The sequence below is a fragment of the Mycobacterium mantenii genome (assembly GCF_001667865.1).
Lineage (GTDB): Bacteria > Actinomycetota > Actinomycetes > Mycobacteriales > Mycobacteriaceae > Mycobacterium > Mycobacterium mantenii_A.
This window is the reverse complement of the sequence record NZ_LZJP01000100.1, coordinates 160,913-181,581: the sequence shown is the minus strand read 5'-3', so window position 1 is coordinate 181,581 and position 20,669 is coordinate 160,913. Positions and strand designations below refer to the sequence as shown.

Here is a 20,669-nt window from a genome sequence, read left to right as displayed (position 1 = left end):
ACAAATCCGCATTTGGGACTGTTGTGCCAAGGTCACGGCCCCGCACAGTGGGCGGATGACGATCGGCTCGGGAGTTGATGCGGCGGGTTCGGCGGGTGTGTTGGCGGTGCTGACGGAGCCCGACATGCGCGCCGAGTTGGACCGGGTGGCGGCCGCCGCCGGCGTTCGGGTGGTCCATGCCGGCGATGTGGCTCCGGTCAGCCGCAAGAGTTGGGCGGCGGCCGCGGCCGTCGTGCTCGACGCGCGGGCGGCGGGCCGGTGCGGACGATGGGGGCTGCCGCGCCGCGATCACGTGACCGTGCTGACCGTCGCCGAACCCGAGACCGCGACGTGGGCGGCCGCCGTCGGGGTCGGCGCCGAGCATGTGTTGCGGCTGCCGGGGCAGGAAGCGGACTTGGTCGGCGCCCTGGCCGAAGCCGCCGAATCGGCGCGCGACGACGGTTCCCGTGGCCACGCGGTCGCCGTCATCGGGGGATGCGGCGGAGCCGGCGCCTCCCTGCTCGCCGTCGCCCTGGCCCAGGGCGCCACCGACGCGCTGCTGGTGGACCTCGACCCGTGGGGCGGCGGGCTCGACTTGTTGCTGGGCGGCGAATCCACTCCGGGGCTGCGCTGGCCGGACCTTGCGCTGCAGGGCGGGCGGCTCAACTGGTCGGCGGTACGCGATGCGCTGCCGCGCCACCGCGAAGTCAGCGTGCTGTCCGGCACCCGGCGCGGATACGAGCTGGACGCCGGGCCGGTGCACGCCGTCATCGACGCCGGCCGCCGTGGGGCGGTCACCGTCATCTGCGACCTCCCCCGTCGCCTCACCGACGCGACGCAGGCGGCGCTGAGCGCGGCCGATCTGGTCGTCGTCGTCAGTCGCTGCGATGTGCGCGCGTGCGCGGCGACCGGTGCACTGGCGCCGGCCTTGGCGTCCCTCAATCCCAACGTCGGCCTGGTGGTGCGGGGCCCCTCGCCGGGCGGCTTGCGCGCCGCCGAGATCGCCGAGATCGCCGGATTGCCGCTGCTGGCCACCATCAAAGCCCAGCCGCAACTGGCCGAACAGGCCGACCGGGGCGGCCTGCGGTTGGGGCGGCGCACGGCGCTCGGGGTGGCGGCCCGGCAGGTGCTTGCCGTGCTGCCACCCGGCGCGGCGCGGCGCGCGGGGCAGAACGGCCGGGCGGCGTGAGCGGTTCGCTGATCGAACGCGTCCGCGAGCGACTGGCCGGCGAAGCCGGCCCGCAGGGGTCCCCGTTGTCGGCTTCGGTGGTGGCCGCCGCGATCCGGGCGGAGTCCGGCGGGATGCTCGGTGACACCGAGGTACTGGCCAACCTCCGGGTGCTGCAGACCGAACTCACCGGCGCCGGCATCCTCGATCCGCTGCTCTGCGCCGACGGGACGACCGACGTCTTGGTCACCGCACCGGACGCGGTGTGGGTTGACGACGGCACCGGCCTGCGGCGCACCGAGATTCGTTTTCCCGACGAGGCGTCGGTGCGGCGGTTGGCGCAGCGGCTGGCGCTGGCCGCCGGACGGCGCCTCGACGACGCGCAGCCCTGGGTGGACGGCGAGCTGACCGGCATCGGCGCCGGTGGATTCGCGGTGCGGCTGCACGCGGTGTTGCCGCCCGTGGCCGCCGCGGGCACCTGCCTGTCGCTGCGTGTCCTACGGCCCGCCAGCCAGGATCTGGCGGCCCTGACCGCCGCCGGTGCGATCGAGCCGGCGGCCGCCGCGCTGGTCACCGACATCATCGAGGCGCGGTTGGCGTTCCTGGTCAGCGGCGGCACCGGCGCGGGCAAGACGACACTGCTCGCCGCGATGCTGGGCGCCGTGTCGCCGGCCGAACGGATCGTCTGCGTGGAGGACGCCGCGGAGCTCGCGCCGCGGCATCCGCATCTGGTGAAGCTGGTCGCGCGGTGCGCCAACATCGAGGGCGTCGGCGAGGTTCCGGTGCGCCAACTGGTCCGGCAGGCGCTTCGGATGCGGCCGGACCGCATCGTGGTCGGCGAGGTCAGGGGCGCCGAAGTGGTGGATCTGTTGGCCGCCCTGAACACCGGGCACGACGGCGGCGCGGGCACCGTGCACGCCAACAGCCCCGGGGAGGTTCCCGCCCGCCTGGAGGCGTTGGGTGCACTCGGCGGCCTCGATCGGGCCGCACTGCACAGCCAACTCGCCGCCGCCGTGCGGGTGCTGCTGCACGTCGAGCGTGACCGCGCCGGGCGGCGGCGACTCAGCGAAATCGCTGCGCTGCAACACGATCAAGACCGGGTGCGGGCGGTCACCGTATGGCATGCGGATCGGGGGATGACGGACGCCGCCACGGGGCTGCGGAATCTGCTGCACAGCCGGATGCGGGCGTGACCGGCCCGCTGGCCGGGGCGCTGCTGTTGTCGCTCGCGCTCGTCGTCGGTCGGCCCTCGCCGCGACGACGATTCTCGGCGTCACGACGGTCCCGGGTCTCGCCTGCCACCGGGGCTCGTGGGGCGGCCTGCCTCGCCGCGGGCATCGGCTGCGCCGCCGCCATCGCGCTGCCGCTGACCACTGTCCTGTGCGTCGCGGTCGTGGGCGCGACCGCGGGTCTGCGTTACCGGCGGAGCCGACGTATCCGGCGCGCCGCGGCCGAGGGTCACGCGCTGCACACGGCGCTCGAGGTGCTTGTCGGTGAATTGCGGGCCGGCTCGCATCCGGTGCGCGCGTTCTGCGTCGCCGCCGATGACACCGGCGGCGCGGTAGCGGTGTCGCTGCGTTCGGTGGCGGCGCGGGCGCGGTTGGGTGCCGACGTCGCGGCCGGCCTGGCCACGGCGGGCCACTCCTCGGCGCTGCCCGCTCATTGGGAGCGGCTCGCGCTGTGCTGGCGACTGGCCAGCGACAACGGGCTGGGAATAGCCACCCTGATGCGCGCCGCTCAGCGCGATATCGCCGCGCGGCAACGGTTCTCGGCCCGGGTGTCCTCGAGCATGGCCGGCGCGCGCGCAACCGCGGCGATACTGGCGGCGCTGCCGGTGCTCGGCGTGTTGCTGGGGCAACTGATCGGGGCCCGGCCGCTGGGCTTCTTGCTGAGCGGGCACGCGGGCGGGTGGCTGTTGCTCATCGGCTCGACGTTGGCCTGCGTCGGCCTGCTGTGGTCCGACCGCATCGCCGATCGGGTGGCTTCGTGAGTACGCCGGCGACGATGCAAAGCGCGGCGGTGCTGCTGGCGGTGGCGCTGTGGATCGGTCCCGGTCCTGCGTTGGTGCGAAGCCGCGCCGGGATGCGGGCGCGTGGCGGTCGGCTGCGGCGGAGCGCGGCGCCGGCGCGCGGCCTGGACCCGCTGGCGGTCGCCTCCTGCCTCGACGTGCTGGCCGTGTGCCTTCAGGCGGGTATGGCCGTGTCTGCCGCGGCGGCGGCCGCCGCGCCGTCCGCGCCGCCGAACCTGGCCCGGGTGCTGCGCCGCGCCGCCGGCCTGCTCGCGCTGGGCGCCGATTCCGCTGTCGCATGGTCCATTCCGCCCGGCCCGCAACATCCGGCCGACCCGCAGATCGATGCCTTGCTGCGGTTGGCCCGGCGTTCGGCGTCCTCGGGTGCGGCGCTGGCCGGTGGCGTCGCCGACTTGGCGCAGGAGTCTCGGCAGGACACCGCGCACGCGGCGACGGCGGCCGCCGAACGGGCCGGCGTACTGATCGCCGGGCCGCTGGGCCTGTGCTTTCTGCCGGCGTTCGTCTGCCTGGGCATCGTCCCGGTGGTGGCCGGCTTGGCCGGTGATGTCCTGCAGTCGGGCCTGCTGTGAAACGAGAGGAAGCCATTGATGATCAACATGTTTCGAGAATTCTTTGCGCGGATCGCCGTGCTGGCCGCCGACGAGTCGGGCATGTCGACGGTCGAGTACGCCATCGGCACCATCGCGGCGGCCGCCTTCGGCGCGGTGCTCTACACCGTCGTCACCGGCGATTCCATCGTCTCGGCGCTGACCAACATCATCGGTCGTGCGCTCAACACCAAGGTGTAGCCGGTGCCAGCACCGTCGAGGCGGCCCTGGGCATCGCCGCGCTCGTCGTGGTGCTGGTGCTCTGCCTGGCCGGGATCACCGCGATATCGATGCAGGTGCGCTGTGTCGACGCCGCCCGCGAAGCTGCCCGGCTGGCGGCCCGCGACGACGAGCGCTCCGCGGTGTCCGCCGCCCGCCGGCTCGCGCCCGCCGGTGCACGGGTCGACCTGCGCCGCGACGGGGATTTTGTGGTGGCCACCGTCGTCGCGCATTCGAAGTTATTGCCCACCATCGATATTGCGGCCAAAGCGGTCTCGGCGGCCGAACCATCGAGATGATCGAGGCTCCGCCACTTTGGTCGCGGCCTGGATGGTCGTGGTGCTGCTGACGGCGACCGGAGCCGGCGCGTACCTGGGCTCGGCGGTGGTGGCGCGCCACCGCGCGCAGGCGGTGGCCGACCTGGCCGCCTTGGCGGCCGCGGCCCGGCTGAGCTCTGGGGCGCCGACGGCCTGCGCGGTCGCCGCGGGCGTGGCCCACCGGATGCGGGTCGACGACATCCGTTGTGTCATCGACGGTCTCGATGTCGTCATCACGGCGCGGGTGGCGGTCGCCTTCGGCGGCGCGGCCAGGGCCGCCGCGCGGGCGGGCCCGGCGACCGGGGCAGCCGATTAGGGCGCCGCGTCCGGCGGTGCCGACAAACCCGCGGTGGCCAGTTCCTCGTCGGTGGGTAAGCGCAGCGATACCAGCCCGGCGTACGTGTCCGTTTCCAGCTCGATGCGGTTGACGGTGACATGCACCGGCACCCAATCTCCGTTGTGCCCGGGCAACCGCAACACGCGACTGGTGGCGCCCCCGCTGAATTCCCTTGTCATGGTGGACATCAAGTCCCGGTCATCGGGGTGAACCCGGGGCTTGCCCGCCTCGATGCTGCGCCAGTCGTAAAAGGTGGCGGGCTCGTCGAGCCATTTCAGCAGGGTCCAGGTGTTGAGGTCGATCAGCGCGCGATGAACCCCGGCCTGGGCGAGACCGCTGAGGATCCGTTGCGCCAGATCATCGGTCGACACCTCCGGGCCCTTCAATTCGGACTGCCAGTTGATTGCCCGCGCCACCAAGTGCTCCCGTCCGTCGGGTCCCGGTTCCAGGATCGTGCGCGCGACAAAACCGATCCGGATCGACTCTCCGCGCCAGTCAGTGAGATCCCAAGTGCTGCAGAGTGTTTGGTCAGGCTTGGCCTTGACCGCCATGGCCAGCACTTTGGTTTCGTTCGGGTTGAGTTCACGGGACGGAAGGTCCTCGGCGAAGGCCCTGCCGAAGGTGACTTCGACTTCGGGATTCTTGCCGCTGTTGATCAGCGATTCACGGGTGTCGGTGGCCACACCGAGGGTCAGGTCCCACTTCAGTGGCCCCGGGATGGGCCGCTCGGGCGGTTCGGTGTCGGCGGGGCCGGTCCAGACATGCACGCCGTGGATGAAGCCGTCGGACATCACCACCGGCTCGGTGCGAATGATGCGGTCGCGTTTGGGCGTGATGCTGGTCAACGCCTGGCCGGTCTGCACCGACTCGGCGATGGCCGTGCGAACCGCGGCCAGATAGGGGCTGCGGCGCAGGAACGTGGTGATAGGGACGAGATTTTTGAGTTGGCGGCCCTGCGACACAACGGTGGGATCTCCGCCGAGTGTCTCCACGAGCAACCAGTCGTGGGCCATGGGGCCGATTTTACGGTGAGGGGACGGGTCGTCGACACCCTCACCGCCGGTCGCGGTGGATCGACGGGTCGTCACCCGCGGGGATCGTTCTCCCGTGGCCCCTGCGCCAGCTCCGCGAGAACCAGCTTGAGCACCAGCACCGCGCCCGCCTTGTCGAGCGGGTCGTTGCCGTTGCCGCACTTGGGGGACTGCACGCACGACGGGCACCCCCAGGGACACTCGCACGCCTCGATGGCTGCGGCCGTCGCGCCCAGCCAGGTGCGGGCCTGGCGAAAGCCCCGCTCGGCGAATCCCGCGCCGCCCGGATAGCCGTCGTAGACGAAGACGCTGGGCAGCCCACGCGGATCGGGACCGACGGCGGTGGACAGGCCGCCGATGTCGCCGCGGTCGCAACTGGCCACCAGCGGCAGCAGTCCGATCGCCGCATGCTCGGCGGCGTGCAACGCCCCAGGGATCCTTGTCGCCTCAATACCGTTGCGCTGCAGCGCATCCTCGGTGATGGTGTACATCACCGCCGTGGTGGCCAGCGTGTGTTCCGGCATGTCCAGTTCGATGAAGTCGATCACCTCGCCGGAGAGCCGGCGACGCAGGAAGCCCACCACCTGGTGGGTGACCCTGACCGGCACCAGGCCCAGCGTGACCGGCCCGAACGTCAGGCGTTCACCCGCGCCGGTGACGGCGATATCGGTGATCTCCCGCGCGAACGTCGCGTAACCCGGGTCCTCGGCGTGTACGAAGGCGATGCCTTCCTCGGTGTCCAGCGAGTCCACCACGTAGCTGTCGCCCTGATGCAGGTACACCGCTCCGGGGTGGACGGTGGCCGGCGCCTGACCGGCGCCGGCGCTGCCCAGCAACCTCCCGGTGTCCGCTTCCACGATGACGATCTGGCCGCCCGCCGAGCCCCGGATGTCCACGGCGGCATGCGGTTCCAGTCCGGGCACCGGAAAGTACCTGCCGGCACGCCGCCGCAGCAGTCCGTCGTCGACCAGGCCGTCCGCCACCTCGGTGGCGCCGAGGGTGCGCACCTCCGCCTCGTCCAGCGGCAGTTCGGTTGCCGCGCACAACAGCTGCGGACCCAGGATGTAGGGATTGGCCGGGTCGATGACGACCCGCTCGACCGGCTTGTCCAGCAACGCGGCCGGGTTGTGCACCAGATACGTGTCCAGCGGATCGTCGCGGGCGATCAGCACCACCAGCGCGCCCTGCCCGCGCCGCCCGGACCGGCCGGCCTGCTGCCAGAACGACGCCACCGTGCCGGGGAAACCGGCGAGCACCACCGCGTCCAGTCCGGCGATGTCCACCCCCAACTCCAGCGCATTGGTGGTGGCCAGGCCCCGCAACCGGCCCTCGGCCAGCGCGCGTTCCAGCGCGGTGCGGTCCTCCGCGAGGTAACCGGCCCGATACGACGCCACCGTGCGGGACAGCTCCGGAGCGACGTCGTCCAACCTCGCCGCCGCACCCAGCGCGGTCAACTCCGCGGCCCGGCGCGACCGCACGAACGTCAGCGTTTGGGCGCCCTCGGCGATCAGGTCCGCCATCACGCGTGCCGCCTCCGCACCGGCGGAGCGGCGCACCGGCGCGCCGTTCTCACCGGTCAGGTCGGCCCGCAGCGCGGGCTCCCACAACGCCACGGTCCGGGCGCCCTGGGGTGAACCGTCCTCGGTGACCTCCTCGACCGGCAACCCGATCAGCTCGGCCGCCGTCGCGCCCGGCGAATCCGTTGTCGCGCTGGCGAAGATCACCGTCGGTGAGGACGAATAGCGGGCGCACAACCGCAGCAGGCGGCGCAGCACCATCGCCACGTTGGACCCGAATACCCCACGGTAGTAATGACATTCGTCGACCACCACGAATCGCAGGCCGCGCAACAGGACGGCCCAGCGGGCGTGATTGCGCAATATCGACAGATGGATCATGTCGGGATTGGAGAACAGCCACCGCGAACGTTCCCGCGCGAAGCGTCGGACCTCGGTCGGGCTGTCGCCGTCGTAGGCGGTGGGGGCGACGTCGTGCAACCGGGGAATGGCGTCGGTCAGTGCGTGTGCGGCTCGCAATTGGTCGTGGCCCAACGCTTTCGTCGGCGACAGGTACAGCACCCGTGCCCGCGGATCGGTCGCCAATGCGTTGAGGACCGGGAGCTGATAGGCCAGTGACTTGCCCGACGCGGTACCGGTGCTGAGCACCACGTGACGGCCCGAATACGCCAGGTCGGCGGCCGCGAACTGATGCGACCAGGGTGCGGTGATCCCGCGGCGGGTGAACGCGTCGACGACGTCCGGCTCGGCCCAGGCGGGCCACTCGCGCGGGCGGCCGCTGCGCGGTGGCAATTCGGCGACATGGCGCAGCGGATGCTCGTCTGGCGCGGTTCCGGCGAGTGCGGCGGCGAGCAGGTCACTGCCGAAACTCGCCATCTCACTCCTTCGGTGGATCCGTTGTGAATTCGGCCTTCGCGTCGGCCCCGGAATCAGCCTTCGAATCGGCCGAAGACACAAGTCTGTCGCCGACGCGATGAACATGGTTGACTATTTGCGGTCGCAGCTTCTGTGTTCGTGTCAAACTTTCGCAGGATCGACGTTGCGGCCGCGGTTCCTGCGAGGTTAATCGGTCGGGTGAAGTTCCGGCGACTCAGCGAGGTATGGCGGTCGTACCAGGCCCGGGGCATCGAAAGGCGATGCCCCGCACCCAGAAGAAAAGGAAAGATCGAGAGATGCCACAGGGAACTGTGAAGTGGTTCAACGCGGAGAAGGGCTTCGGGTTCATTGCCCCCGAAGACGGTTCCGCCGATGTGTTTGTCCACTACACGGAGATCCAGGGTTCGGGCTTCCGCACCCTCGAAGAGAACCAGAAGGTCGAGTTTGAGATCGGCCATAGCCCTAAGGGCCCCCAGGCCACCGGAGTCCGCTCGGTGTAGCGAAGAGCAGACCTGAACGGATAACCCCCCGTGCAGACCCGCCCAGCGGGTTGAGCCGGGGGGTTTCCTCTTTTACTGCCGCCACCAGGTCTGCATCCCGGCCGGCCCCGGACGCCGCGCCGGTTGCCTCAAGACGCGGGCGGCCCCCCTGGCCTACTGTCGGGGGCGTGAGCCAGCTTTCCTTCTTTACAGCGGAGTCGGTGCCGCCCGCGGCCACCGATCTTTCCGGGGTGCTGGCGGCGTCCGGGCAGATCGTCACCGTCGGCGCTACCGGTGAAAGTCACGTGGCCGGCGCCCGGCTGTCGGTGGTCGTGGATCAGGCGTGGCGGGCCTCGGCGCTCGCGGAGATGATCCGGGAGGCGGGTCTGGTGGCCGAGATCAGCCGGACCGACGAGGACACCCCGCTGGTGCGGACCGCGGTGGACCCCTCCCTGAGCGCGCTGGCCACCGAATGGACACGCGGGGCGGTCAAGACGGTGCCGCCGCGCTGGCTGCCCGGGCCCCGCGAGTTGCGGGCCTGGACGCTGGCGGCCGGAAACCCGGAGGGCGAGCATTACCTGCTGGCGCTGGACCCGCACGCGCCGGACACGCACTCGCCGCTGGCGTCGGCGTTGATGCGCGTCGGGATCGCGCCCACCCTGATCGGCACCCGGGGCGGTCGGCCGGCGCTGCGGATCAGCGGACGCCGGAGGCTATCGCGCCTGGTAGAGAACGTGGGGGAACCGCCAGACGGCGCCGAGGCGTTGTCGCGGTGGCCGCGAGTTTAGCCAGGAGGTAACGTCCGAAATCGCGTCGGCTTTGCGCCGTTTCCGCGAATGTCAGTTTGCGCAGGCCCGCCCAAGGGTGCGAAATTGTCAGATGCCGCAGGGCGAAGGAACGGTCGCGTACCTGAATTTCACCGGAATTTTCGAAGCCGACCTGTCATTCTTCCTGCAGGTGGTCTCGCAGGGGGGACCAATCAGGGATGGAGCGTAAGGGCAGTTGGCTGACCCGAAACTAAAGGACACCAGCAGCGGCGGGAATGGCAGCCGTCGGCGACTCGTCATTGTCGAGTCGCCCACCAAGGCGCGCAAACTGGCCGGCTACCTGGGCTCCAGGTACATCGTCGAATCGTCGCGCGGCCACATCCGCGACCTGCCCCGGGCCGCCGCCGACGTGCCCGCGAAGTACAAATCCGAGCCCTGGGCCCGGCTTGGGGTCAACGTCGATCACGACTTCGAACCCCTCTACATCATCAGCCCCGAGAAGAAGAGCACCGTCACCGAACTCAAGGGCCTGCTCAAAGACGTCGACGAGCTCTATCTGGCCACGGATGGTGACCGCGAGGGCGAGGCCATCGCCTGGCATCTGCTGGAAACCCTCAAGCCGAACATCCCGGTCAAGCGGATGGTGTTCCACGAGATCACCGAGCCGGCCATCCTCGAGGCCGCCGAGAACCCCCGCGACCTGGACATCGACCTGGTCGACGCGCAGGAGACCCGGCGCATCCTGGACCGGTTGTACGGCTACGAGGTCAGCCCCGTGCTGTGGAAGAAGGTCGCGCCCAAGTTGTCGGCGGGCCGGGTCCAGTCGGTGGCCACCCGGATCATCGTGCAGCGCGAACGCGACCGCATGGCGTTCCGCAGCGCGTCCTACTGGGACATCGTGGCCCAGCTCGATGCGAGCGTGTCCGACCCGCAGGCCTCGCCGCCCACCTTCACCGCCCGCCTGACCGGCGTCGACGGCCTGCGCGTGGCCTCCGGCCGCGACTTCGACTCGCTGGGGAAACTGCGCAAGGCCGACGAGGTGACCGTTCTCGACGAGGCGAGCGCGACCCAGCTGGCCGCGGGCCTGCGCGGCGCCCAGCTCAACGTCGCGTCGGTGGAGGAAAAGCCCTACACCCGGCGCCCGTACGCGCCGTTCATGACCTCGACGCTGCAGCAGGAGGCCGGCCGCAAGCTGCGGTTCTCCTCCGAGCGCACGATGAGCATCGCCCAGCGGCTCTACGAAAACGGCTACATCACCTATATGCGTACCGACTCGACCACGCTGTCGGAGTCGGCGATCAACGCCGCGCGTACCCAGGCCCGCCAGCTCTACGGTGCCGAATACGTCTCGCCATCGCCGCGCCAGTACACCCGCAAGGTCAAGAACGCGCAGGAGGCCCACGAAGCGATCCGCCCCGCGGGGGAGACGTTTGCGACCCCGGACGCGGTGCGTCGCGAACTCGACGGCGACGAATTCCGCATCTACGAGCTGATCTGGCAACGCACGGTGGCCTCGCAGATGGCCGATGCCCGCGGCACCACGCTGAGCCTGCGGATCAACGGCCAATCACGCGGGGCGCAGACCCCAAGAGACGTCGTGTTCTCGGCCAGCGGTCGCACCATCACGTTCGCGGGCTTCCTGAAGGCCTACGTGGAGACGGTGGACGAGCTGGCCGGCGGCGAGGCCGACGACGCCGAGAGCCGGCTGCCGCAGTTGACCCAGGGCCAGCGGCTGGACGCCATCGAGCTCACGCCCGACGGCCACGCCACCAACCCGCCGGCGCGCTACACGGAGGCGTCGCTGGTCAAGGCGCTCGAGGAGCTGGGCATCGGCCGCCCGTCGACGTACTCGTCGATCATCAAGACCATCCAGGACCGCGGCTACGTGCACAAGAAGGGCAGCGCGCTGGTGCCGTCCTGGGTGGCGTTCGCCGTAACCGGTTTGCTGGAACAGCATTTCGGTCGCCTCGTCGACTACGACTTCACCGCCGCGATGGAAGACGAGCTCGACGCGATCGCCTCGGGTCAGGAACGACGCACCGACTGGCTCAACAACTTCTACTTCGGTGGCGAGCACGGGGTGGCCGATTCGGTGGCCCGCTCCGGTGGTCTGAAGAAACTCGTCGGCGTCAACCTGGAAGGCATCGACGCTCGAGAAGTCAACTCCATCAAGCTTTTTGACGACGAGCAGGGTCGGCCGGTCTACGTCCGGGTGGGCAAGAACGGGCCCTACCTGGAACGCATGGTGACCGGCGACGACGGAGAGCCCAAGCCGCAGCGGGCCAACCTCAACGACTCGCTGACCCCCGACGAGCTGACGCTGGAGGTGGCCGAGCAACTGTTCGCCACGCCGCAGGAAGGTCGGGTGCTGGGCGTGGACCCGGCAACCGGGCACGAGATCGTCGCCAAGGACGGCCGGTACGGGCCATACGTTTCCGAGGTGCTGCCGGAGCCGCCACCCGGCGACGACGACGGCAGCGCCGCGCCCGCGAAGAAGGGCAAGAAGCCCACCGGTCCCAAACCGCGCACCGGCTCGCTGCTGCGCACCATGGACCTGCAGACGGTCACGCTCGAGGACGCGCTGCGGCTGCTGTCGCTGCCCCGGGTGGTCGGTGTCGACCCCGCCTCCGGTGAGGAGATCACCGCGCAGAACGGCCGCTACGGTCCATACCTGAAGCGCGGCACCGATTCTCGCTCACTGGCGACCGAGGAGCAGATGTTCGACATCACCCTCGAGGAAGCGCTGAAGATCTACGCCGAGCCCAAACGCCGGGGCCGGCAGGGCGCCGCCGCGCCGCCGCTGCGTGAGCTGGGCAACGATCCGGCGACCGGCAAGCCGATGGTGATCAAGGACGGCCGGTTCGGCCCGTACGTCACCGATGGTGAGACGAACGCCAGCCTGCGCAAGGGCGACGACGTGGCCTCGATCACCGACGAGCGCGCCGCCGAACTGCTGGCCGATCGCCGGGCGCGTGGTCCGGCGAAGCGTCCCGCCAAGAAGGCCGCCCGCAAGGCGCCGGCCAAGAAGGCGGGGGCGAAAAGGGCCACCAAGCGGAGCTAGCCGGGTTCAGTAGCCGGGGCCGATGGCCTCGCCGGACAGTTCTTCGGCCCGCGCCTGGCTGGGCTGGAAATCGGTGGTTCCCGCCAGATGCACCGGGCGGGCCAGCTGGGTCGGCGCCCGGCGGCCGCGCAGCTCCACCACCTCGCCGACATCCCAGCACAGGGCTTCGGCGTCCAGCGCGCCGCTGACCGCGATCGCCGACGCGAGCACGTGGCCGGGTTCGAGCTTGGCCAGCTCGGTCAACCGGGCGGCCTCGTTGACCGGGTCGCCGATCACCGTGTACTCGAAGCGGGCCTGCGCGCCGATGTGGCCGGCGATGGCCCGCCCGGAGGACACCCCGATGCCGAACTCCGCCGACCCGATCACCGGCAGCAGCGCGTCGTGCAGTTCCCGGGCGGCGGCCAGCGCTCCGCCGGGCGAGTCGGGGTGTTCGATCGGCGCGCCGAAGATGGCCAGCGCGGCGTCACCCTGGAACTTGTTGACGAAACCACCATGTTTGCCGACGGTTTCCACGACCACCCGGAAGAACTCGTTGAGCAGGTGGACGACCTCGGCGGGCGGCCGGGTCGAGGCCAGCTGCGTGGAGCCGACCAGGTCCACGAACAGCACCGCGACATCGCGTTCCTGGCCGCCGAGCTCGGTGCCGCGCTCCAGCGCCCGGCGGGCCACGTCTTCGCCGACGTAGCGGCCGAACAGGTCGCGCAGCCGCTGCCGCTCGGACAGGTCGCGGACCATGTCGTTGAATCCCGCCTGCAGCAGGCCGAGCTCGCTGGCGTCGTAGATCTGCATGTGCGCGTTGTAGTTTCCGCGCTGCACCTCCGAGAGCGCCCAGCGCAGCTGGCGCAGCGGGTCGGCGATCGACATGGCCACCAGCAGCGTGCTGATCAGCCCGATGCCCAGCGCCGCCACCGCCAGCAACAGGATCGGGGTGAACAACTTCTCCGGCGTGGCGTGCAGCAGCGAGGTCTTGTCGGCCACCACCGCCAGCACGATCGCCAGCACCGGCACGGCGGTGGACAGCATCCAGGTCAGGATCTGCCGCAGGATGACGCCGGGCGCCTTGACGTTCTCGGGCACCCCGCTGCGCAGGGCGGCCACCGCCACCGGCCGCAGCACCCGCTCGGACTGCAGGTAGCCGATGATCGAGGTGGCCGCGGCGCCGAGCCCGGTGGCCACGGCCACCACGGGCGCGGCGAAGCGGGCCACCGACCAGCTGGCGATGATGAACACCACGCTGCCGATGGCCCAGGCCACGATGCTGATCAGGGTGCGATAGAACGGCATTCGCAGCGCGCGGCTGCGGGCCAGTTCGGTGGCGGCCGGGTCGGCCTCGGCGAGCATGTTGTCGCGGCGCTGCCACCGGAACACCGGCATCAGCAGCCGCAGTGTCACGGCCAGACCGGTGAGGAACACGACGACCAGCGCGGTGGCGAAGATCGCCAGGTTGAGGACCGGTAGGTCCTGCAACTGGATGCGGTCCTCGGGCGGCAGGGCGTAGCGAAGGAAGCCGAGCACGAAGAGCGCGCCGATGATGTCGGCCTGCAGCATGCTGAGCGAGAACAGCGGCCACGGCGTGCGCATCACCCAGCGGACGAATGCGCTGATCCGCCCCGGTAGTGCCGCCGCCGTTGTCACTAACCCACCGTATCGGTCGGCAGTGACGTCTCGGAAACTTAATATCGATCTCGGCAGGTCGCTCGGGGCGCGTCGAGCGCGCCGAAGATAACGGAACGGTCGCGGTACGGTGGCCGTTCGGTATCTGTCGGCGTCGCCACTACTGTTACCGGTGATGTCCGGGGTGTTTACGCGGCTGGTAGGCCAGGACGCGGTGACGGCCGAGCTGCTGGCCGCCGCCAGAGCCGCCCGCGGTGACTCAGGCCACAGCGGGGCCGGCGCCGGGACTATGACACATGCGTGGCTGATCACCGGGCCGCCGGGTTCGGGCCGCTCGGTGGCGGCGTTGTGCTTCGCCGCCGCCTTGCAGTGCACGTCAGACGGGGAGCCGGGCTGCGGACGCTGCCATGCGTGCACGACGACCATGGCCGGCACCCACGCCGACGTGCGGCGCGTGATTCCTGAAGGCCTGTCCATCGGTGTCGACGAGATGCGTTCGATCGTGCAGATCGCGTCGCGGCGCCCGGCCACCGGGCACCGGCAGATCGTGGTGATCGAAGATGCCGACCGGCTGACCGAGGGCGCCGCCAACGCGCTGCTGAAGGTGGTGGAGGAACCGCCGCCGTCGACGGTGTTCCTGCTGTGCGCGCCGTCGGTGGACCCCGAGGACATCGCCATCACGCTGCGGTCGCGGTGCCGGCACGTGGCGCTGGTGACCCCGCCGACCGAGGCGATCGCGCGCGTGCTGGTCGACAGCGACGGCCTTAGCCCCGACACGGCGAACTGGGCCGCGTCGGTCAGCGGCGGCCACGTGGGGCGGGCCCGGCGGCTGGCCACCGACCCCGAGGCCCGGTCGCGCCGGGAGCGGTCGCTGACGCTGGTGCGCGACGCTGCGACCCCGTCGCGGGCCTACGCCGCCGCCGAAGAGCTGGTGGCCGCGGCCGAAGCCGAGGCCGTGGTGCTGACCGCGGACCGCGCCGAGGCCGAGACCGAAGAGCTGCGCACCGCCCTGGGCGCCGGCGGCACCGGCAAGGGCACCGCGGGCGCGATGCGCGGCGCGGCCGGGGCGATGAAGGACCTTGAGCGACGGCAGAAGTCGCGTCAGACCCGGGCCTCGCGCGACGCGCTGGACCGCGCGCTGATCGACCTGGCGACGTATTTCCGGGACGCGCTGATGGTCTCCGCGAATGCCGGGGCGGTGCGGGCCAACCATCCCGACATGGCCGAGCCGGTCGCGGCGCTGGCCGCCCACGCCCCACCCCCGCGGCTGCTGCGCTGCATCGAGGCGGTGCTCGAGTGCCGCGAGGCGCTGGCGATCAACGTCAAGCCCAAGTTCGCCGTCGACGCCATGGTCGCCACCATCGGCCAGGAACTGCGCGACTGAGTTGGGTCTGTCCGTCCGCCTGCCGTAGACTCGTGCCGCCCGGCGTGCGGGTATGCCGCCTTAGCTCAGTCGGTAGAGCGATTCACTCGTAATGAATAGGTCGGGGGTTCGATTCCCCCAGGCGGCTCCATAGTTTCAGGCGGGCGCGACGAAGCCCACCGGGCCCGACGCGAGGCACAGCGCCAGCGCGGTGGTGTTGGCCCGCACCGTGATCGCGTCCCCGGCACCCGGCAACCGGGCGAAGACCCGGTTGAGCCCCGGATGCACCGGCACCTTGACCTCGGGTCCTTGCGTCATCTTCAACGTCATCGAGCCGTCGCTGTTGGCCAGGTAGTTCAGCTCGACGGTCCAGTCGGCGGGCAGCAGCGGGCCGTCGAGGACCAGGCGCGCCGGGTGGTCCGGCTGGGCGAAGTAGCCGCACTGCGGAATCGGGCCGGGCGCGATGGTCCGTACCCAGGTGACGCGCGCCTTGATCAGCCGGCCCGAGCGGTCGAACATGCGCAATTGCGTTGTCGCGGGCGCGAATTCGGGTCGATCCCGCAGCAGGGCGAACAGGTGGCTGGCCAGGTTCTCCGGTGCGGCCACCCGTTGCAGCACGAACGGGTCGACTTCCTGATCCAGCAGCGGCGCATCCGAGGCCGCATGGGCCTCGGCCAGGGCGGCCCGGGCGTTCTGCAGGTAGGGCTGGGCGGGGTTGTCGCGCCAGCTGGTCAAAAACGTGGCCGTCGAATACAGGCTGCTGGCCACGAACAGGACCGCCACGCCGGCGGTCACCGCGGTGCGCTTCGGCGAAGCGTCCAGCCAGCGCCGGCCGGCCCGATTGGGGGCGCTCAGTGCCACGCCCGCCAGCAGCGCCAGCACCACGACGAGATCGGGCAGGTAGCGCAGGGTCTGCGCGAGCTCCAGTGCGGTCTGATTCGACGATCGCATCAGATAGATCGGCACCTGGCAGGCCACGGCGTAGCCGACGGCGACCAGCCACACCGGCCCGATGCGCTCCTTGCGAACCAGCGACACCGCCAGGATTCCGGCCAGCACCAGCCAGCCCAGCGCCATCACCGCCGGCGGGGGCGTCGCCCAGGGTGAGGCCGGCGCCCACCGGTCCCAGTGCCACGGCCCGCCCGCCAGACCCGGCACGATGCCGTGGGTGATCGAGCGCACCAGCAGCCGGCACGTCATCGCCAGGTCGGAACTCCACCGCTGCTGATTGACCACCGCCAGGTACAGCGCGATCCAGGCGGCGGTCAGGGCCAGGGCGCCGATCCACAATCGCAGGCCGGCCCGCCACACCGTGGCCAGCGCCGACCGTAGGCTCCGATCGCCGGCCACGTGGCACAGCAGCGCAGCCACCGCGAACGCGACGAAAGGGATCACCGCGGCTTTCTCGAAGAACAGCAGCCCGCCGAAGTAGACCAGCACCCCGGTCACCGCGTAGCGCTGTTTGCCGGTGCGCACCAGCAGGATGGCGTCGGCGCACACCCAGGTCAGCGCGGCCAGCAGCGGCAGCGAGTTCAGCGCCGCCGCCCACCACGCGAAGCCGGGCACCCCCAACGGCGTGAACAACGCGAACGTGAACGGGATCAGCAGCACCGGCCGCCAGCCGAGGATGACGTACAGCGCGCGCAACAAGGCCAGCGATGCCAGCAGTTGCAGCACCACCAGGCTGACCGCAGGCCAAGTCCAGTCCAGTGGCGCCAGCCGGATGATGGTGCCCGCGACCAGAAATGCGCCGGGCATGACGTGCCCGTCGTGGTCGTCCAACAGGTACGACGGCGCGAGCAGGTTGTGGGTGCCGGCCTTGCCGATGAGGATCAGGTCGTCCCAATAGAAGTAGCCACCGAACGCCAGCACCCCGCGCACCGCCAGCTGCACCGCGATGAGCGCGGCGGCCGCGACCGCTATGTATGGTGGGCCGGTGCGCGCACTGGTCACCGGGGCAGCCGGATTCATCGGGTCGACGCTAGTCGACCGTCTGTTAGCCGACGGTCATGCGGTGGTGGGCCTGGACAACTTCGCGTCGGGCCGCGCGACCAACCTCGAGCATCTGGCCGACAATCCGGCGCACGTCTTCGTCGAGGCCGACATCGTGACCGCGGACCTGGAGACCATCCTCGACGAGCACCGCCCGGAGGTGGTGTTCCACTTGGCCGCCCAGATCGACGTGCGGCACTCGGTGGCCGACCCGCAGTTCGACGCTTCGGTCAACGTCATCGGCACGGTGCGCCTGGCCGAGGCGGCCCGCAAGGCGCAGGTCCGCAAGATCGTGCACACCTCCTCGGGCGGATCCATCTACGGCACCCCACCGCGGTACCCCACCCCCGAGACCGTGCCGACCGACCCCGCGTCGCCGTATGCGGCGGGCAAGGTGGCGGGCGAGATCTACCTGAACACATTCCGCCACCTGTACGGGCTGGACTGCTCGCACATCGCCCCGGCGAATGTCTATGGCCCACGCCAGGACCCGCACGGTGAGGCCGGGGTGGTGGCGATCTTCGCCCAGGCCCTGCTCTCGGGCAAGCCCACCAAGGTGTTCGGGGACGGCGGCAATACCCGCGACTACGTCTTCGTCGACGACGTCGTGGACGCCTTCGTCAAGGCATCCGGTGACGCGGGCGGCGGGCAGCGCTTCAACATCGGCACCGGAATCGAAACGTCGGACCGTCAACTGCATTCGGCCGTGGCCGCCGCGGTCGGGGGACCCGACGACCCGGAGTTCGCGCCGCCGCGGTTGGGCGACCTCAAACGTTCCTGCCTCGACATCGGTTTGGCCGCAGAGGTTTTGGGCTGGCAGCCCAAGGTCGAACTCAGTGACGGGGTGGCCCGCACGGTGGAATACTTCCGTCGAGCACAGGCTGGCTGACCGGCGCCGAGATCGACGTCAGCGTGAGGCCTACTCGAACCTTCCCGCGCCAGCGTCGATTTCGGTGACGCGCTCCTGCGCGTTGTCGGGCGCCTGTGCGGATTCCATCGCCACCGCGCGGGCCAGTCTCGCGTAGCGCAGCTCCAGATCCTTGAACCGCATGTAGGTGCTCAGCGTGGTGAAACAGAACGCCATGATCAGCGCGTAGAGCATCAGGTCGGTGCCGCGGCGCACCCCGAACCACTGCGCCACCACCGTGGTGTCGTCGGGCCGCAGCACGGCATAAATGCCGGCCAGCACGAACACCACATAGCCGACCTTGACCCACGCCTTCGACCGCGAATTGCGGCGCGACCGCAGCAGATACACCAGCAGCGCGACGATCGCCGCGATCAGCAGCACCTGGATCCAGTTCATATTCCAGCCCTTTTCATCTCGGAATCCGACCTCGCAGGAATCCGTCGAAAATGATGTTGACGCCGTTGAGCAGGGGTTGCCCCTTCGACCTCGAGTACGCGGTGTAGAGCACCTCGATCGGTTCTTCGGCGACGCGCCAATGGTTTTCGTCGATCAACATGATGAACTCATTGGCGTGGCTCATGCCGCTCATGGTGATGTCCAGCCCGTCGGCGACCTTCTTGTTGAACACCCGCAGCCCATTGTTGGTGTCGGTCAGGCCAAGTCGGCGGCCGCGCCGGCTCAACCGCGCGGCGGTCTGCAACACGATCCGTTTGACGAACGGTGGCCGGGCACCGTGCTGTGCGCCGAATCGGGTGCCGATCACCACGTCGACGTCACCGGCCAGCAACCGGTCGACCATCGTCACCAGGTCTTTGACGCGGTGCTGGCCGTCGGCGTCGAACGTGGCGAAAACCTCGGCCCCGGGCTGCTTGCGGGCGTACTCCACGCCGGTCTGAATCGCCGCGCCCTGTCCGAGGTTGATCGGATGCCGCACCAGGTGAGCCCCGGCCCGCCGGGCGATCTCCCCGGTGTCGTCGGCGCTGCCGTCGTCCACGCAGACGACATGGTCGAACACCGAGCGCACATCGGCGACCACCTCGCCGATGACAGCTGCTTCGTTGAAGGCGGGAATGACGACCCAGACGACCGAATAATGCGTTTCAGTACCCATCTAAGCCCACAAGGTACACGCCTGTGCAGGTCATATCAGCCGGTAGAGCGCGTGGCGCGGGACAGCGCCAGAAGATGGACGCCGATCCCCACCGCCGGGCCGCACAGCAACCCGACCACGGTCCGGGTCTGCAGGGACAGCGGCAACAGCAGCAACAATCCCGACGCGACCGTGGCGCTCACCCAACCCAGCGAGTAGGCCCGGTGCAGCGCGGCGGCCACCGCCGCGGCGCCGGTCAGCGTCAGCATCGCGATCGCCACGGCGGCCGCGGTCAGCCCCGCCAGCAGCGCGCTGCTGGCGTGGTACTGCGGCCCGAAGGCGACCCGCAACAGCCACGGGCCTATCACGCCCGCGGCCAGCACCCCGACCGCGCCGATCGCCCCGACAATCCCCGCCGGGGCGAGCAGCGCGCGAATCCGATTGCTGCGCTCGTCGACGAAGTGAGCAATCAGGTTGCCCTGCATGGCCGTCAGCGGCACCAGCAGCGGCGCGCGGGTCAGCGTGACCGCCAGGATGATCACCCCGCCCTGCGCGCCGAGCTCGGCGCTGGTCAGCTTCAGCAGCACGGGAAATCCCATCACCAGGATGGCGCTGGCACCGGCTGCGGTGATCGAATGCGCCGCGCCCCGCAGGAAGGTCGCGGTGCCGCCCGGGGTCAGCAGGCGGGCGGTGGCCCGGGTCGCCGGCGAGGCCACCAGCAGGATCAGCCAGGCGACCGCGCCCGCCACCGTTGCCCACAGGAACCCGACCAGGCGCCAGCCGAGCGCGACGGTGGCCGCGGCCACCATCACCCGGATGACGGCGTCGGTCACCATCAGCGCGCCGTAGCGGGTCCACTGGTTGGTGCCGGCCAGCATGCCCAGCAGGGTGGCGTGCACGCAGAAGCCGGCCAGCCCGACGCTGAGCAGGACCACCGACAGCAGGCGCGCCTCGACGAACACCCGCCCACTCCACAACGGCGAGCTGCCCGCGATCAGGACGGCCGCGGCCACCCCGACCAGCATGGCGACGCGCATCGGGTGGGTACGCGGCTCGCCGGCTGCCAGGTCGCTGATGTAAGGCCCACCGACCGAGTAAGAGCGGACTTCCCGGGTGGTTTCCTGCAGCAGGCCGTTGGCCGCGCCGGTGACCAGACCGAAGGCCCCCCAGAACACCCCGAATACCGAAAAGCCGCTCGGCGCCAGGTCACGAGCGGCCAGATAGATGACGGCGTAGCCGCACAGCGCCGTCACCGCGGTGGCGGTGCCGACCCGGGCCATGCTGCCGCGCGCCACCGGCCCCTGTGAGGCACTGATCTCGGTCATCGGGGCGG

General features: G+C 70.4%; 19 protein-coding genes and 1 tRNA gene. 13 read left to right on the top strand and 7 right to left on the bottom strand.

Going from position 1 to position 20,669, the window contains the following annotated elements:
- The first annotated feature begins 106 nt into the window (after positions 1–106).
- Genes ssd through A5688_RS18305 form a run of 7 tightly spaced genes read left to right on the top strand, consistent with a single transcriptional unit; the run spans position 107 to position 4,615 of the window.
- Positions 107–1,168 carry a septum site-determining protein Ssd gene (gene ssd, locus A5688_RS18335; protein WP_120312172.1) on the top strand — a complete coding sequence of 354 codons (1,062 nt, stop codon included), beginning with the start codon at positions 107–109 and terminating at the stop codon, positions 1,166–1,168.
- Positions 1,165–2,340 (top strand): TadA family conjugal transfer-associated ATPase, encoded by a 1,176-nt coding sequence (locus A5688_RS18330; RefSeq protein WP_067831377.1) that lies wholly within the window; start codon positions 1,165–1,167, stop codon positions 2,338–2,340. Before ssd ends, A5688_RS18330 begins: the two co-directional genes overlap by 4 nt.
- Entirely contained in the window at positions 2,337–3,137 is an 801-nt protein-coding gene (locus A5688_RS18325; RefSeq protein WP_067908665.1) for a type II secretion system F family protein, read from the top strand. Before A5688_RS18330 ends, A5688_RS18325 begins: the two co-directional genes overlap by 4 nt.
- A 14-nt stretch (positions 3,138–3,151) precedes the next feature.
- Positions 3,152–3,745 (top strand): type II secretion system F family protein, encoded by a 594-nt coding sequence (locus A5688_RS18320; RefSeq protein ID WP_067908668.1) that lies wholly within the window; start codon positions 3,152–3,154, stop codon positions 3,743–3,745.
- An 18-nt stretch (positions 3,746–3,763) separates the two neighbouring features.
- Entirely contained in the window at positions 3,764–3,964 is a 201-nt protein-coding gene (locus A5688_RS18315) for a DUF4244 domain-containing protein (RefSeq protein ID WP_067831370.1), read from the top strand.
- A 26-nt stretch (positions 3,965–3,990) separates the two neighbouring features.
- On the top strand, positions 3,991–4,281 hold the full coding sequence (locus A5688_RS18310; protein ID WP_207546698.1) for a TadE family type IV pilus minor pilin: 291 nt from the start codon (positions 3,991–3,993) through the stop codon (positions 4,279–4,281).
- A gap of 16 nt (positions 4,282–4,297) precedes the next feature.
- Positions 4,298–4,615: an Rv3654c family TadE-like protein gene (locus A5688_RS18305; protein ID WP_067831368.1), complete on the top strand. Its 318-nt coding sequence runs from the start codon at positions 4,298–4,300 to the stop codon at positions 4,613–4,615.
- Here A5688_RS18305 and A5688_RS18300 read toward each other — a convergent pair.
- Both A5688_RS18300 and A5688_RS18295 read right to left on the bottom strand, forming a co-directional pair.
- Positions 4,612–5,649 (bottom strand): PAS domain-containing protein, encoded by a 1,038-nt coding sequence (locus A5688_RS18300; RefSeq protein ID WP_067831366.1) that lies wholly within the window; start codon positions 5,647–5,649, stop codon positions 4,612–4,614. The genes A5688_RS18305 and A5688_RS18300 overlap by 4 nt on opposite strands.
- Positions 5,650–5,720: 71 nt before the next feature.
- Positions 5,721–8,060, bottom strand: a complete 2,340-nt coding sequence (locus A5688_RS18295; protein ID WP_068268235.1) for a DEAD/DEAH box helicase — start codon at positions 8,058–8,060, stop codon at positions 5,721–5,723.
- A gap of 296 nt (positions 8,061–8,356) precedes the next feature.
- Here A5688_RS18295 and cspA point away from each other — a divergent pair, with 296 nt between their 5' ends.
- The 3 genes from cspA (at position 8,357) to topA (ending at position 12,367) form a co-directional block, all read left to right on the top strand.
- A complete protein-coding gene (cspA, locus tag A5688_RS18290; protein WP_007166602.1) occupies positions 8,357–8,560 on the top strand; it encodes a cold shock protein CspA in 204 nt (67 codons plus the stop codon).
- A 167-nt stretch (positions 8,561–8,727) separates the two neighbouring features.
- The gene (locus A5688_RS18285) at positions 8,728–9,327 is read left to right on the top strand and encodes a hypothetical protein (RefSeq protein WP_067831361.1); all 600 of its coding nucleotides are present in this window, start codon (positions 8,728–8,730) and stop codon (positions 9,325–9,327) included.
- Positions 9,328–9,541: 214 nt separating this feature from the next.
- Positions 9,542–12,367 carry a type I DNA topoisomerase gene (topA, locus tag A5688_RS18280; RefSeq protein ID WP_067831359.1) on the top strand — a complete coding sequence of 942 codons (2,826 nt, stop codon included), beginning with the start codon at positions 9,542–9,544 and terminating at the stop codon, positions 12,365–12,367.
- Between the two features lie 6 nt (positions 12,368–12,373).
- Here the strand turns inward: topA and A5688_RS18275 are convergent, their stop codons facing one another.
- The gene (locus tag A5688_RS18275; protein WP_067908680.1) at positions 12,374–14,002 is read right to left on the bottom strand and encodes an adenylate/guanylate cyclase domain-containing protein; all 1,629 of its coding nucleotides are present in this window, start codon (positions 14,000–14,002) and stop codon (positions 12,374–12,376) included.
- Between the two features lie 154 nt (positions 14,003–14,156).
- On the opposite strand from A5688_RS18275, the gene A5688_RS18270 reads away from it, so the two are divergent.
- Both A5688_RS18270 and A5688_RS18265 read left to right on the top strand, forming a co-directional pair.
- Entirely contained in the window at positions 14,157–15,365 is a 1,209-nt protein-coding gene (locus A5688_RS18270; protein WP_067908684.1) for a DNA polymerase III subunit delta', read from the top strand.
- A 54-nt stretch (positions 15,366–15,419) separates the two neighbouring features.
- Positions 15,420–15,495: transfer RNA gene (locus tag A5688_RS18265), tRNA-Thr, on the top strand.
- 5 nt (positions 15,496–15,500) lie between these two features.
- Here the strand turns inward: A5688_RS18265 and A5688_RS18260 are convergent.
- The gene (locus tag A5688_RS18260) at positions 15,501–17,315 is read right to left on the bottom strand and encodes a hypothetical protein (RefSeq protein ID WP_120312560.1); all 1,815 of its coding nucleotides are present in this window, start codon (positions 17,313–17,315) and stop codon (positions 15,501–15,503) included.
- On the opposite strand from A5688_RS18260, the gene A5688_RS18255 reads away from it, so the two are divergent.
- Entirely contained in the window at positions 17,281–18,225 is a 945-nt protein-coding gene (locus tag A5688_RS18255) for an NAD-dependent epimerase/dehydratase family protein (RefSeq protein ID WP_165606897.1), read from the top strand. The genes A5688_RS18260 and A5688_RS18255 overlap by 35 nt on opposite strands.
- Positions 18,226–18,255: 30 nt before the next feature.
- Here A5688_RS18255 and A5688_RS18250 read toward each other — a convergent pair whose 3' ends face one another.
- From A5688_RS18250 to A5688_RS18240, 3 genes are read right to left on the bottom strand one after another with little or no spacing between them, the layout of a single operon-like run.
- Positions 18,256–18,642 (bottom strand): DUF2304 domain-containing protein, encoded by a 387-nt coding sequence (locus tag A5688_RS18250; protein ID WP_067908689.1) that lies wholly within the window; start codon positions 18,640–18,642, stop codon positions 18,256–18,258.
- 13 nt (positions 18,643–18,655) lie between these two features.
- Entirely contained in the window at positions 18,656–19,357 is a 702-nt protein-coding gene (locus A5688_RS18245; RefSeq protein ID WP_067831350.1) for a glycosyltransferase family 2 protein, read from the bottom strand.
- Between the two features lie 35 nt (positions 19,358–19,392).
- Positions 19,393–20,661, bottom strand: coding sequence for a hypothetical protein (locus A5688_RS18240; RefSeq protein ID WP_067908691.1), 1,269 nt, complete (start codon positions 20,659–20,661; stop codon positions 19,393–19,395).
- Positions 20,662–20,669 lie beyond the last annotated feature (8 nt).